Source organism: Bradyrhizobium sp. 134 (assembly GCF_023074155.1).
In the GTDB taxonomy this organism is placed as follows: Bacteria; Pseudomonadota; Alphaproteobacteria; order Rhizobiales; family Xanthobacteraceae; genus Bradyrhizobium.
Map to the genome: position 1 here is coordinate 1 of NZ_JADPKX010000032.1, position 13,873 is coordinate 13,873.

Here is a 13,873-nt window from a genome sequence, read left to right on the forward strand (position 1 = left end):
GTCCGGCCGTGCTGCGGCTCTGCCGGCACGCGAAGCTGGTAAGGGGCGGTCAAGACAAGGAGCACGCCATGTCTCGGAAGCTCAACGCAGCGATCGCCGTGATCGGTATCGATATCGGCAAACACTCGTCCCACGTGGTGGGTGATGATCACCGCGGTGACGTCGTGCTGCGGCAGAAGTGGTCACGCGGCCAGGTGGAAACGCGGCTCGCCAACCTACCGCCGTGCTTGATCGGTATGGAGGCATGCGTAGGCGCCCATCATGTGAGCCGCAAACTCCAAATGATCGGCCGCGACGCTCGCCTGATGCCGGCGAGATACGTGCGCCCGTATTCGAAGGGACAGAAGAATGACTTCCGGGATGCCGAAGCCATCGCCGAGGCCATCCAACGCCCAACTATGAAGTCCGTCGCGACCAAGACGGCCGATTAGCTCGACCTTCAGGCGCTGCACCGCGTCCGCGATCGATTGGTTGGTCAGCGTACCGGCGTCATCAATCAGATCCGTGCGTTCCTGCTAGAGCGGGGCATCACCGTACGCCAAGGCCTGCATTTCCTGCGGTCCGAGTTGCCGGGTATTCTCGCGACGCGCACCGATGCGCTCTGGCCTCGCATGTTACGCATCATCGAGGATCTGGCGGGCGACTGGCGCCGGCTGGATGCGCGTATCGAGGGGCTATCCAGCGAGATCGAAACAATCGCCCGTCAAGATAAGGCGTGCGAGCGGCTGATGACGGTGCCTGGCACGGGTCCGATCATCTCAAGCGCAATGGTGGCCGCGATCGGCACTGGAGACGTGTTGCCGCGACTTCGCCGCCTGGCTTGGAGTTCTGCCGAAGCAGGTATCGACCGGTGATCGCACGATGCTCGGCAAGATATCAAGGCGCGGCAATCGCTATCTACGTGCGCTATTCGTACGAGCCGCGTGGATGGTGCTGGTCAAGAGAAGGTGTTGGGAGCGCTATGACCTCAGCTGTTGGATCGAAGCCGCCAAGACACGATTGCACCACAACGTGCTGGCAGTTGCGCCCGCTAACAAGCTCGCCCGGATCGCCTGGGCGGTCTTCAACAAGGGACGCGCCTTCATGTGCGTCGAGACGGAGGAGACGGTGTCCCGACCTGCGTGATCCTCGCGCCGCGCGCGGCGCCGTCAAGGCGCAGCCCCTGGCAGCAGGACAGCAAAACGTCAGGACAACGCGACGGCCGGCCTTGACGGCCGCTTGAGCGGCACGTCTGCGCGTGCAGGCGGGGACGAAGGAACGACCGCCAGGCACGAATAAAGGAACAGCGCGAAGTGAGGAGCTATCGCTGACGTAACAACACCTTTACCCCGGCATGCGAACACAGGTGACCCAAATGGCCCGTACGAGGCCTGTCCGCTAACCGGTTCGCATTGCGCGCGCTGACATCCATGATGGTACATGGAGCACTGCGCTCCAAGCAGAGGCCGGATACATTGATGCAAGACCGCATCTACCCGATCGTCGAACTCTTCTTGCACCGCCGGCCGGACCATACATCGGGATTAATGCGGCGTGCCGGCGAAAGCACCTCATCTTAGGTCGGCTTCATTTTCGTCTTTCCATTTAGGTTGATTGTCAACGGCCCATTCCGCGGCCGTAAGGGGCTGCTCGGGCGGCACACGAGCGAGTAAGATCTCGGGCTTTCAGTTCATTGGCTCCTCTCCCGCGAGATTCATTAGTTGGGGGGGAACTTCTACTGCCGCAGCGACGCTGTCGAACAACGGAGTGATCGCCACAAGCCGACAATAATGCTCCAGTGGCACCAAGTCTTTCCACAACGCCTGCACTCAAGGATCGCCCCTCGCGGGCGGCGCGATGGATTAGCCGTATCTAGTGACGAACTCGGTCGCAGCCTAATGACCCCAACGTCGTTCTCAATACCGATTTGGGTGCTAAACGGCTTCGAGAGCTTCTGTAGACGCTCCAGAATGGCTCTCGCCTGCGGCGCAGGGGCGCGCCGCGGGACTCCCCGGCTGGCAAGCCTGTTGGAGCGATCGAGCTCGATTGGGAAAAGCCGCAATCCGACAAGCTGGTTTTGCTCAAATCGGCTGGCCGTGGCTATGCTCTCATAGAAGGCTGGATCTGAAAATCCGGGATCCGTTTCGTATCCTCTTGTGATCTCATTTGCTGTCACCTCAGCGTCTGTGTCGATTAGTGGGTTCTTATCGTAAACAGCATACATGTCAGCCCCACCGGCGTCCGGAGGTCGTCGATAATGAAATTTCCCAAGCCATAAAGGATCGACCGGCCCTTGTAGATTTCGATGCCTCGCAACTGATGCGGCCCATGCCCAACATATGCGTCCGCACCGGCGTCGATCAGCCCATGCGAAAGCGATTTTTCGTAATCAGGCGGCTCCTGACACCAATTCCCGGGCTGATGACCCTGATTCGTAACGATGCAGAAGTCGGAGAATTGCTTGCCCTGACGAACGTTTGGCACAATCTTGGCAAGATCGCGCGGATCGGCTTCGTAGCTGTAGCTGGCCGTGCTGCCCGCTTTGTATGTCACACCGGAGAGCACGACGCGGTTCGGATCCTCGCGGCTGGGCTCGAAGCCTGGCAACGCGTCGCGTATTCGTCCCAAGCTCTCGAGCATCTCCGGCAGAACAACGGTGGCTTTCGCCAAACGAAGTGTGTTTACTCCCGCTCTGCCTGGAGCCTCGCCGGCCGGATCTGCGGCGCGAGATAGCGGGGTGAACGATGAAGCGAATGACACCAACCCGACGCGCCCGCGTGGCGTCTCTAGAAACCGAGCGGCGCCTGCTTGCGCGAGACTCTCGCCCGCACCTGCATGCGCGATTCCGCTCTGATCGAGCGCCTCGCTCGTCTCGTGCATCCCTTCAACGCCCCAGTCAAGGGCATGGTTGTTCGCACGACCCAGGATATTGAATCCCATCGCCTTCAAATCAGGGCCGAGCTCCGGCAGGCTCAGGTGATACGCACCGCCATACCTTGACAGCGGCGGCGAAGCTTGCTCCCTGATATTTCGTCAGCGGCCGTGTGACGATGAGGTCGCCGACTGCCACCATCGTGAACCCATCCGCGACATTCGTCTCAATCGAACCAGACGTATCGTAGCTGCCACCCTGCTGGACCGGATGACGACCGCTCTCATTCGAGTGTTTTGCCATACGCGTCTCCCAGTCCGGTGTGCTCAACTGCGCCGAGGATCACCGAGCCCTCAGGCCATCCCAATCGAGTCAAAGTGCATGCCAAACCTAGACGGTTAACCGTAGCTGGCGTCTGCTGTCTTGGGAGGTCGTGCGAAGAGCACATTCACATCATACCTCAGCCAGCAGGCTCCTCCACGTCGCGCGCGCACAGCGGGTTCGCTCAATCCGAGCGGCCTGACCTCAATCCTCGCCGAATCGCACATGCCCATGAGCGATCCGCTGGTTTTTGATATCGAGAAGCGACCAATGACTATCTGCTGATCGTATTGACGGCGCAATATCGCAGAGTTCGAAACAATTCTTCCCCTTATTCGTGTCCAGTGCAATCTTGCTCTGCGAGAGATCGTCAATCGCGCTGCAGTCAACGCTCTTCTGACGATACCGGCATTTTCGCGGAAACAAAACCAGCAGAGCAAAGCTGAAGCGCTGGCAAGTAGAAGGACGAGGGTTTTGGCTGCGGCCAGCGCTCGGGCGCACCGCAACAGGAGTTGATCACCTCACTTTGCTCGCACGCGCGCCACGTTGGCGACGCGCAGCGCTGGCCTCATCCAGCCGATCCATTAGGAGGCCAGCAAGAATGTCCAGTTGACTTTGGAACAGGTCTTCGCGGCTCGCAACGGTCTCCAGGAACATGCCTCGCATTGCTGAAAGGATGAAAGGAAGAAGAGCAAGCAGTGTGCTCTTCGTGCGATCCGACAGGAAGGAATTGCTGCAAATGACAGCATTCATCCGATCGCGCGACCGCCATCGATGATCCGCAAATCGGTTACATAAACTCTTGTCGCTGCGCCAGCCGATATTGATCTCCCACACTGCCCGATAAGCCCCCGCACCATAGAACGCCCAGAGCGACTCAACTGTTGCTGCAGCGAGACCGGCGTCAGCGAACTGCTCCTCTCTAAGATCACTGAACAACGCAATCACATGCGTAGTGACGTCGTCCAGCACGGACATAAACAGGTCTTCCTTGGTTGCAAAATGGTGATGTAGCGCGCCGGTAGAGAGGTCTGCTTGCTCCGCTATGGCAACACTCGTGGCGCGCGCGTATCCTTGTTCACTTAGCACGGTTGTGGCGGCCGCCACCAAAGCAGCCCTGGCGGCGGCACTGCGATCCGCCTGTGAACGTCGCGGATGTTGCACTGTCTTGGTCATCACCCACTAATATCTCTTGCTTGCTCGGCCGTGCTCGTCGCGAGAGGTCGCGATTGGAATTTGGCGCTGGACGAACCTCCTTGCGCGCAACGATGCTAGAAGCCATCTACTTTCAAAGCTCATGCCAACTTGAGAGCTTGAGATGTAGAAGCTATTCGTCAACGAGGCTGTCGGAGGCCTGACACCGCGTCGCAAATTTGACATCGGCATTAGAAACGCTTGATCTCGAAGTCGAAGTGATGTGTGAGCTTTCAGGAGGGTCTCTCTTCGCTCCTAACCGGGAGCTTTGGAGTCGGAGAATCGAAGGGACACCTAGAAATGCTAGCCCGAGAGGCCGATACAGGATGTAAAAGTGCGATCGAGCGGTCAAAGCAAGGGGGCGGCCGTGCGCCGGCCCAACACAACTGCGAAGTGGACGCCAGGTGATCAAGTGGCTTGGCGATCGTTTCTCACGGCTCCACTCGGAGCCAAGCTAACCCATCGGGTACGTGCACCGCCGCCATGGGGTATCACGACGAAAGCGCCACACCGGCAGCGAAACTGCAGCCGAGCTTGAGGTCTGGCCGGCGCTGGCAGCCGTCGTGCTCCTGAATTGAACCGGATATGCGCGACTTGGAGCCGGTGGACCGGAGGGCTGCTATGAGCGAATGCTCAGGCGAGATCATCCAAGTAGCATGAAAGGCTTGCGACCGAAGCGGCCGCTCTGGTGAGCTTAAAAGTCGCTGATGAGTGGTCAGCGATGCTGTCGGCCACTGTGGTAATACTCAGAACGAAGGCAAAAACCTCGAATTGACTGTGAAAAGCAGTTCATCGTTGGTCGGGACCATTTCGGTAGAATACCGCATCGCCACATCGGCATTCCTGCACCGTCAGATCAGTTGCATATCGATCAGCTCGGCAACGTCATCCGGACGATGAAAACGGCGATCTAGCATCTGCGCGTTCATCGTGTCGAGGCGCTGGACCAGTCCTTCTCCCTGCGCCGTGCAACCGCGCCACTTCGACGTTCGCGGCGATGCAAAATCGATGCGTCCTTACCCTTCCAAAAACCCCCTTTTGTCGGAGGAGCCAATCGAACGGCTAATGCTAGACGCCCGCAAAAGCGGGCCTGCGACTTATGACGAACTCGTCGACCGGTGCGTTGCCATGTTTTTGCTTGCGTGAGGCCGAGCGCTATTCATTCCGTCATTCATCATCGGGCACGCCACCGACGAGTTCCGCGGCCGGCCCGGAAGATGACGACCGACGTGACGTTGAATTGCCTCCTCTCCGCACACGCCGTGATGACCGCAGCATGCAACCTGCCATGGGCGTAGAAGCAGACCGCGGTCCTGTCGCTACGCCGCAGCGCGTCCATGTGGGCGCGCATGCCGGCCAGTCCGCCTGCCCTTTGAGGATGCCAATGGGGTGGGACTTGCCGATGCCGGCCACGAGTCGGCGACTCGGAATGTCTTCAGTCTTCTCGGCAAACCATTTCTGCCGCCAAGACTTTGAAGGAGAGCTCGATTAGCGCAGATATCACGACGTCATCCTGCAATTTCAGCGGGGGGCCACAAACGTTGGATGGTCGGCATTTCGTACCCCCTCTTTTAGTTGCGGCGCCCGTTTAATCCATCATTCCGTTGAAAAGCTTTTGCGAAACGGTTGCGGCGTATCACCGGCTATTTCCCTTCATCCACACACCTCTCGAAAGAAGCGGATGAAATTGCCACCGAGAATACCTCGAACTTGCTCGTCACTATAGCCGCGCGAAACCAGCCCGCGTGTTATATTTGGAAAGTCTCGATAGTCATCAAAGCCCTCCACGGATTTCTGGTTCGCGAAACCGTCCTTTGCACTGAACCCAGACGCAAGCAGATGCTCCGCTAGGCGCGCGTTCCCCCACTCGTCAGGCGCAGCGAAGGGAAAGTCCGATCCAATCCCGACATGTTGCCAGCCAACGAGTTGTGATACATAGTCAATATGATCGAGCACATGCTCGACTGTTGGACGTTCCGCGCAAGTCAGAAAGTTCGGCAGGCAGTATACCCCGATATACCCCCCCTTGTGGGCGATGTACTTTATTTCATCATCGGTCTTATTACGGGGCGCTTCATAGATCGAATAACAACCAGTGTGAGATGCCGCAACCGGCTTTGACGACATCTTGCACGCATCAACGGTAGTTGATCGCCCGCAGTGGCTAATGTCGACGATCATGCCAATGCTATTCATGCGCTCGAGGAAAGACTTGCCAAATGATGTTACTCCGCAGTCTGTTCTGTCCGTGCAACCTCCGCCGATATAATTGACCGAGTTGTACGTCAACTGCAGCATTCGCATACCCATGTCGTGGTAAGCGTCCAAGCAAGTAAGATCCCGTCCGAGAGCATTAGGGCTTTGAGTGCTGATGAACGACCCAAGCAGCCCTTCGTTCTTCGCCTTGGCAAAGTCATCTCCAACGAGGATCTTATGAAGCCAAGGGAACGAATCAAATTGCTTCTGCAGGAAAGAGAACGACACTAGCGCGGATCTGCTGTCCGCGGCCGAGATTTCCTGGTTCCTAACTGTCAGTCCGGAGTCCCGCCAATTCTGCTCCAGGAGAGGAAACTCTCCCTTGAGCGCGAGCCGGATGGGCATGGTCCAGGTTTCTCTAAGTGCTCGCGAAGAATCACGATGTTCAAAATACTGCGCCTTGAGAATGTTGATCATCTCAACAGTGAAGGCCCGTTTCCCACAGGGGCCCTGATGCATTGTGTCTACGATAACTGCATCCCGATGCAGACGCTCGGCGCGTCGTTGTTGTTCAGGATTGAGGGAAAAATCGAAACTGCCGAACACTTCCGACATCTTCTTATCTCCTGTGAGACTAGTTTTTGCTGTTTAACTAGAGTATCAGAGAGCGGCACGACCATCGCCAATACTGGAGCGTTGCGACAACAGGAAAATTATCCGTTGCGCTGCTCCTCGAAACGGCGCGTCCCAGTCGTAATACCTTGGGCTTTAGCTTCTCGTGTCACCGCGGTAGAATTGTTCCGATCCCAAGTGAGCGGGCTTTTCGGATCGCCAATTCTACCAACGCAAGATCTGAGATCACGAAACCTCGAAAGCCGAACAAGGCTCTACTTGGTGCACGAGGTCTTGACCAACCGGCAGCAAGATGCACAAGATCATCCTGATATTTTACGGATTCGACCGGTCGTTCTGATGCGTCCACGGGCGCTGCGGATTGCTTCAAGGTATCGGTCACAACTCTGTCGAAAGCAGTCAGGGTTTCCGACCGCCAGCTCCTTCCCCCGTCCACGGCCGATGCAAATGAGGAGGGCGGCAGCGATCGAGCGTTAAGAAAGGGTTCCAATCCCGGCGAACTTGGAACCGTGGAGACGACGATCTCGCTTTCACTCAACAGCTCATCAGGATCGTTCACGATGATTGGGGCGAGCCCCTTTTCGGAGGCGGCGGTCGCAATTCTTTCAGCGGAGCGCACGCTTCGACTCAAGAGATAGACCCTGCGTAGCGAGGGGAACAGATCCACAAACGCATCAAGATGGCTAAGCGCCTGCAGGCCGCAGCCGATCAAGCCGATGGTTGCGGGTGCCTCAGGCGCGAGGTAGATGGCTGCCGCCGCGGACGTGGCCGCTGTCCTTATCAGCGTGATGGAGTTCCCATCAAGAACTGCGACGGGTAATCCCGTTTTATAATCGCTCACACAGACGAGCCCGTTGACCCTCGACCTGGCTTGATTCCCTTCGACTGGAACAATCGCCACCATTTTCACTGTCGCGATACCCCTGTCCTCAGCTGCCGAGCTCATCGACAGCAACCAGGAATCCGGGCCGATGTTGATGAACGATTTCGGCAAGCCGATATTGCGGCCAGCCGCGTTGTCGCAAAACGCGGCAAGAACTGCCTCCCGCGCCTCCCGAGGCGAAATTTGCAAGCGTTCGATATCGGCATTCGATAGGTAAAGCAGATCGGGGAACATCGCTGGTCCTTTCACATGAGGAACTGCCCGCCGCTTCTCAGGCGAAAATTCGGGCACGGGATCTAGCAACAGCATCACTCATTGCATCCTAGTAGCAACGGCTGTGCCAGTGTTGTCCTCGATGTGTAAGCTACTGGTTGAGTTCTCAAAAATGCGGCCCAGCCGCTGCCGGCAGATGTTTTGAACCCGACAAGATTTGTGCGTTGTGAGAGACCGGCCAAGCCTAGAAGAAGTCCCGGTTGCCAGATACACCTTTTCGCGAAATGGCATTCCTAGGACAGGGCTTCGTGGTTCGAATCAATTCAGACAGCCTCGGCGAGTTTGTAGAACCAGGTGTGGACGACTGGATAGCGATTGATGGCGTCGATGCCGGCCATGATGCGCTCCTTGAACTCGTGTTTTGAACTCACGCGGATGTGGCGAAAGACGGACCGGGCGAACTTGGAGAAGAGGCTCGATGAGGTTGAGCCAAGAGGCGTGTTTTGGCATGGAGGCAAGTTCGAAGCGCCCTGGCCGTCGTGTGTCGAGCCATGTTCTGGTCTCTCTCGAGATGTGCGCAGAATGATTGTCGAGCCTCAACTTGATCGCAGTGCCGGCCGGATAGGCGGCATCGAGAAGCTTGAGGAAGTCGATAAACTCGCGGCTGCGGGGGCGGTCCCTGACGAGCGCACGGGCCTTCCCGGTGAGTAGATCGATCCCAGCCAACAGGCTGAGCGTGCCATGAGGTTTATACTCATGACCGCGCGCAAAGGCGGGATGGACGCCCGGCATTGGCAGCAAATCCGGCGCCGTCGTCGCGATGGCCTGCATCCCCGGCTCTCATCGTAAGAGACGATCGTGACCAGCTTCTTTGATTTCTTCGACCTGGCTGCGGCCTTTTTCAGGATCTGGACCTCACGATAGACACATAGGCCTCCGCCATCTACTGCGAACTCGGCGGTCGCGACGTTCCACGTAGTAGCGCACCTTATGCGGTTTCATGCGGCCTTCTCGCAAAAAGCCGTGGAATCGCCACGAGAGCGAGTCGATCGAGCGCTCCGCATGGCCATCTCAACCGGATGATCGCCGACGCGCTGCTCCTGCGTGGCACTTCAGGCTCATCACCGACAGGAACTGGCCTGCCGAGGCCGCCCCGATCGTACCTCAACTGGACCATCATTGGAGCGGCTGCGGATGCCCCTGCTGGACGGCACCTGTCGTCCGACACCAGACAAGCGAATATATATCCCGAAGGCCAATGGGAAGCTGAGGCCGTTGGGTATACCAATCCTGCTGGACCATATCGTCCAGCGGACGATGCTGATGGCCATGGAGGCGATCTGGAAAGCGATTATGGCTCGCGCACAGTGAGGATGCAGTTGCAGGATGACTCTGATTCGAAGTGACGCTAGATCATCGAAGGTGATCTGGCGAGCTACTTCGATATTGTCGATAACCGGTCCTGTTCTTAGAATGTGTACGTCGGCGATTCCGGGACCTGCGATTTGGTTGATCTGCCTGCCGACTCCTCAAGGCTGGCCACGTCAATCGTGGCTTGTTCCTTGGGCGTTCGAGAAGGCGGCGTTCTGGCTCCCTGAACGCAAAATGACTTTGCTGTGGAGGAGCGGTCACGGAGCTGTCGGCGACGCCGGGCGACTTTCGTTGTCCTTCAACGAGAAGGCGCAGCACGCGGCGGCGTTCGATTATATCGAGCGCGCCGAGGACGCTTGTCACGGCTTCGGTTGAGATGCAGACAAAACTTCCCGTCCTTCAGGAGTCTTCGATCGCTTGCAGGTCCAACAGCCAAGCTTGTTCGCGGCTGCCCAAATCGGGCGTGCCACCGCGCAGCTCTTCAAGCGAGAGAAGGCTCTCCGCCGTGAGCAGGCGCTCGATGTTTTTGCGGGAGCGCGCAAGATCGCGGCGAACCGTTTCCTCCCGGCGCTGTGTCGAATCGCCGTTGCGTGCCGCCCTGAGCCGAAGCTCAAGTCCGTCTTCGATGAGGCTCCGGTCTTCAAGTAACCGCGCGATCTCATTCCATTCTACCTGTCCAGCAAATCCTTGGCGCATCGGGCGACTTTCGCAGACCGGCGCGGGCGCTAGCCATCGGAGCCCAAGCCGCGGTAGTAATGGAGGCTCGACTTTGTGCAGGTGCGATAGACATAGCCGAGTTTCGCGAAGTTCAATAATCCCTGAGCGCTCGGGGTGGTCGTGCTCGCAAGGCCATGCTCCCTGTTGGCTTCAAAAAGCTCGTTCGCCCGTGCGAGATCTTCACGAATTTCCGCTGCTCGACAAGCTCGGGTGGGTACCGATCGATGAAAGCATTGGCAAACCAGCCAGACAAACAGATCGCTCAATCCGCTGCGCCACCGGCAACGCTCCGGCACCCGACGTGATGCTCCACCGTCAAATCCCACCACTACGGTGCGGCCTTCAGGGCCACACTCGACCAGCTCGGTACCAACAGGTTCTGCTCTCGATATCGGGAGCGCCCATCGACTCGTCCGAAAGTCCTTTCTCGCAAAAGAACTCTCGCCAATTCGCTGCCCGCCCACATGCGCTCAATCCATCAGATATCCAGGCTAGACTAGGGTCTATATCCAAGCAACGTCGTGTGGTGACCTCGCTCCACGAAGGAACCAGACGGCGAATACGACAGTAACAACCGACGAATACGCGTCGTAAAATCGTCACGACGAGGTCCGAGAACGCCTGACGCACCCGCAGACGTAGAGTAGAGATAGCCAAGAAGGTCATCGATAGTCCAGTGATGCTCGTAGTAGTGACGAAGCTCGGTGATTTCACTAAAAGCGGAAGCGCCAAGGACTTCTCGATCGGACACCGTGAGTACAGGTCGGACCCCTCCGGGACCTGCCGGAAGGCATCCTCCCCAGAACTTCTTGATGTCGCTCCACATCGCACTAAACCATTCTCCAGGTTCCGAGCCAGCCCGCTCGCGATTGACGATCGCAACGCAGCCATCTGATTTGAGCATTTGGGCTAGCTTTCCTAATACTGTCGCGCGGTCCATCCAAAAGAATGAGCCTGCAATTGTTGCTATATCAAATGACGACATTGGTTCGTTTAGGTCTTCAGATTTCGAGAGCAAGAACTCTATATTCTTGACTCCTTGGGCCTCCGCGACTCGCCTTCCTTGCTGGATCAGTTCGTCGCTTGGATCGACGGAAAGCACCTCCGAAACCGATCGCGCTAGCGGGATGCCGAACAGTCCGGTGCCGGCACCAAGATCGAGTGCACGACTGCTGCTGGCGAGCCTGCAAACCCGAACCAATGATCGGAAGATATCTTCTGGATACGGCATCACATACCTCGGGTAGTAATGCGCCGCACCACGATATATTTCACTTGCTATGATCATGCTTGCCTCCGTAAATCTCGATTGACCTGTCCGCAGCATGCTTAACCGCGAAGATGCCGATCGGCATATATTTCCGCGGTTTGTGAGACTTCGTTCGCGCTAGCCAGGACGGCAAGCACTTGACAGGTCGGACGTCCCAAAGCCCATACTTGCGCGCTCGGCGTTGCCGCGCCAGCGCTTCCACCAGGATAGAGAGGTTACGTTGGAGCAAACCTGAGAGCGCAGCATGCGGCCGGCGAGTCAGCGTACCCATCAGTACCGCTTGAGAGAGAACCGATTGTGGTCGATGCTGCATGCCGGCCTCCTTGCAGATGAAAATTGACCAACGCGAAGTTCACCAACCGATGACTAGTATGTTTCCATGATCCAGACCAACTACTAAGGTTGGCAGTTGGCCGGACGCAAACTCTTGCATCTCGTTAACGGTTGACGCAAAGCCGCGGCTAAGTCCTTACAATCGAAAGATGCTAAATGGCAGAACATTGAAACGTACGTGTTAGGCCAGCAATCAATGTTGATCTTCTCTCCGTTGAGAACCCGTGACCTTGCCCCCGGGCTTAATCCAGTTTGAAGTTCGCTCTGGCCCAAGACGAGGACCAGAGCATAAGCGCAGTCGTTTTACGGAAGAGCAGATCATCGGGATCTTGAAGGAGCACGAGGCCGGTGTTTCGGTGGCCGATCTGTGCCGCAAGGACGGCGTCAGCGACGCCGCCATCTACAAAATGGAAGGCGGGGTTCGGCGGGATGAACGTCTCCGAGGTCAAGTGGCTGAGAACGCTGGAGGACGAGAACACGAAGCTGAAGCGGCTCCTGGCCGACGCCATGCTGGACAATGCGGCGCTGAAGGACCTCGTCGGAAAGAATGTATGACCCGCCCCGCCCGTGCAAGGTCGTTTGATGAGGACAATGCAGTCTGCACAAATGTATCCGGCCTCTTGCAAGTGGGCCGCTGTTGCGGCCAAGCCATGATGAGATCCGCGCGTGCCGTTCCCAGATAAATGGTTCGGGCTCGAAGCCCGCTTTTTTGCACAGGGTTTACGGCGCGCCGATCGACTGTTTCGTCATCACCTTCACGAACCTCGCAGTCTGGAACAAACGGGATCAGCTAAAGGCCGGATCCCGCCGTTCATAGCTTGCGCCGGGCTTGGTCATCACCACCCATGCGATCCGCGCAATCTTGGCCGCCAAGGCCACGGTGACCTTGTTAGTGTGCATGCGTGCCTGAAGTCCATCAAGCCACGCGCCAAGGCGGTATCGCGAGCGATCAAGATGAGTCACGCAGGAACGGGCGCCATGGATGATCATCCGGCGCAGATATCGATTGCCGCGCTTGCTTATCCCCAGCAGCTTCGTTCTGCCTCCCGTAGAATATTCTCTCGGGACAAGACCTAGCCAAGCTGCCATATCGCGGGCCTTTTTGAACTGGCGGGCAGATCCAGCTGCTGCCAAAAGCGCCGTCGCGGCCAGCGGACCAATGCCCGGGATGGTCATCAATCGACGTGCGGTATCGCTTTGAGAGGCAATTGCCTCAATCTCGCGGTTGACCTCGGCAATCCGCAGCTCCAGCTGCCGCAGCTCGTCAAATGTAGATGCAAGAATGCGACGCATCGCCGAGGTTAGATCATTCGACTGATCGGCCAAAACCCTCGGCAGATCAGCCTTGAACTTGCCGGCGCCCTGGTGAATAGCGATCCCATATTCCAGGCAAAAAGCGCGCATCTGATTGATGAGGCACGTCCGTTGCGACATCATCCGATCGCGAACACGATGCAGCGCTTGCAGGTCAATGTGCTCAGGCGACCTTAGCTCGACGAAGCGCATCGTTGGTCTCGTCACGGCTTCGGCGATCGCCGCGGCATCGATGATGTCATTTTTGTTGGACTTCACATATGGCTTCACGAATTGAGCTGGGATAATGCGAACGGTGTGCCCCATGGCGGCGATCTTGCGGGCCAACCATTGCGAGCCGGAGCAGGCCTCCATCCCCACCAAAGCCGGTCCTGCACGTTCGAAGAACTGCAAGAGCGTATCGCGCCGAAAGGTCGCCTTCTGGATCGGCATTCCGGCGGCGTCGAGCCCAACGACGTGGAAAAGGTTCTTGCCAATGTCGATCCCAAACACCGTTGCCGGCCTGGGCTTGTTCCGTGTCCTCATTGCTTCCTCCTTTCAAAAGCCAACTCAGTCTGACTGAGAGGACGGGGCGGGT

At 57.5% G+C, this 13,873-nt stretch carries 8 protein-coding genes and 2 pseudogenes; 3 read left to right on the top strand and 7 right to left on the bottom strand.

Annotation, left to right across the window (positions count from 1 at the left end; genetic code table 11):
- Nucleotides 1-68: 68 nt before the first annotated feature.
- Nucleotides 69-1,125 (top strand): annotated as a pseudogene (locus tag IVA75_RS09580) (IS110 family transposase).
- Between the two features lie 1,047 nt (nt 1,126-2,172).
- Here IVA75_RS09580 and IVA75_RS09585 read toward each other — a convergent pair.
- From IVA75_RS09585 to IVA75_RS09600, 4 genes are all read right to left on the bottom strand, one after another.
- A complete protein-coding gene (locus tag IVA75_RS09585) occupies nt 2,173-2,919 on the bottom strand; it encodes a CapA family protein (RefSeq protein ID WP_346658420.1) in 747 nt (248 codons plus the stop codon).
- 769 nt (nt 2,920-3,688) lie between these two features.
- Nucleotides 3,689-4,348, bottom strand: a complete 660-nt coding sequence (locus tag IVA75_RS09590; protein WP_247285485.1) for a TetR/AcrR family transcriptional regulator — start codon at nt 4,346-4,348, stop codon at nt 3,689-3,691.
- A gap of 1,671 nt (nt 4,349-6,019) precedes the next feature.
- Nucleotides 6,020-7,177 (bottom strand): membrane dipeptidase, encoded by a 1,158-nt coding sequence (locus tag IVA75_RS09595; RefSeq protein ID WP_247285486.1) that lies wholly within the window; start codon nt 7,175-7,177, stop codon nt 6,020-6,022.
- Between the two features lie 166 nt (nt 7,178-7,343).
- Nucleotides 7,344-8,387, bottom strand: coding sequence for a hypothetical protein (locus IVA75_RS09600; protein WP_247285491.1), 1,044 nt, complete (start codon nt 8,385-8,387; stop codon nt 7,344-7,346).
- Nucleotides 8,388-9,485: 1,098 nt separating this feature from the next.
- On the opposite strand from IVA75_RS09600, the gene IVA75_RS09605 reads away from it, so the two are divergent.
- Nucleotides 9,486-9,662, top strand: a complete 177-nt coding sequence (locus IVA75_RS09605) for a hypothetical protein (RefSeq protein ID WP_247285487.1) — start codon at nt 9,486-9,488, stop codon at nt 9,660-9,662.
- Nucleotides 9,663-10,061: 399 nt separating this feature from the next.
- Here IVA75_RS09605 and IVA75_RS09610 read toward each other — a convergent pair whose 3' ends face one another.
- Entirely contained in the window at nt 10,062-10,358 is a 297-nt protein-coding gene (locus IVA75_RS09610; RefSeq protein ID WP_247285488.1) for a hypothetical protein, read from the bottom strand.
- A gap of 517 nt (nt 10,359-10,875) precedes the next feature.
- Complete coding sequence (locus IVA75_RS09615) at nt 10,876-11,667, bottom strand: class I SAM-dependent methyltransferase (protein WP_247285489.1); 792 nt, start codon at nt 11,665-11,667, stop codon at nt 10,876-10,878.
- A gap of 560 nt (nt 11,668-12,227) precedes the next feature.
- Here IVA75_RS09615 and IVA75_RS09620 point away from each other — a divergent pair.
- Nucleotides 12,228-12,534, top strand: a pseudogene (locus IVA75_RS09620) (transposase); the annotation flags it as partial.
- Nucleotides 12,535-12,768: 234 nt separating this feature from the next.
- Here the strand turns inward: IVA75_RS09620 and IVA75_RS09625 are convergent.
- Nucleotides 12,769-13,821 (bottom strand): IS110 family transposase, encoded by a 1,053-nt coding sequence (locus IVA75_RS09625; RefSeq protein ID WP_247285490.1) that lies wholly within the window; start codon nt 13,819-13,821, stop codon nt 12,769-12,771.
- Between the last annotated feature and the right edge of the window lie 52 nt (nt 13,822-13,873).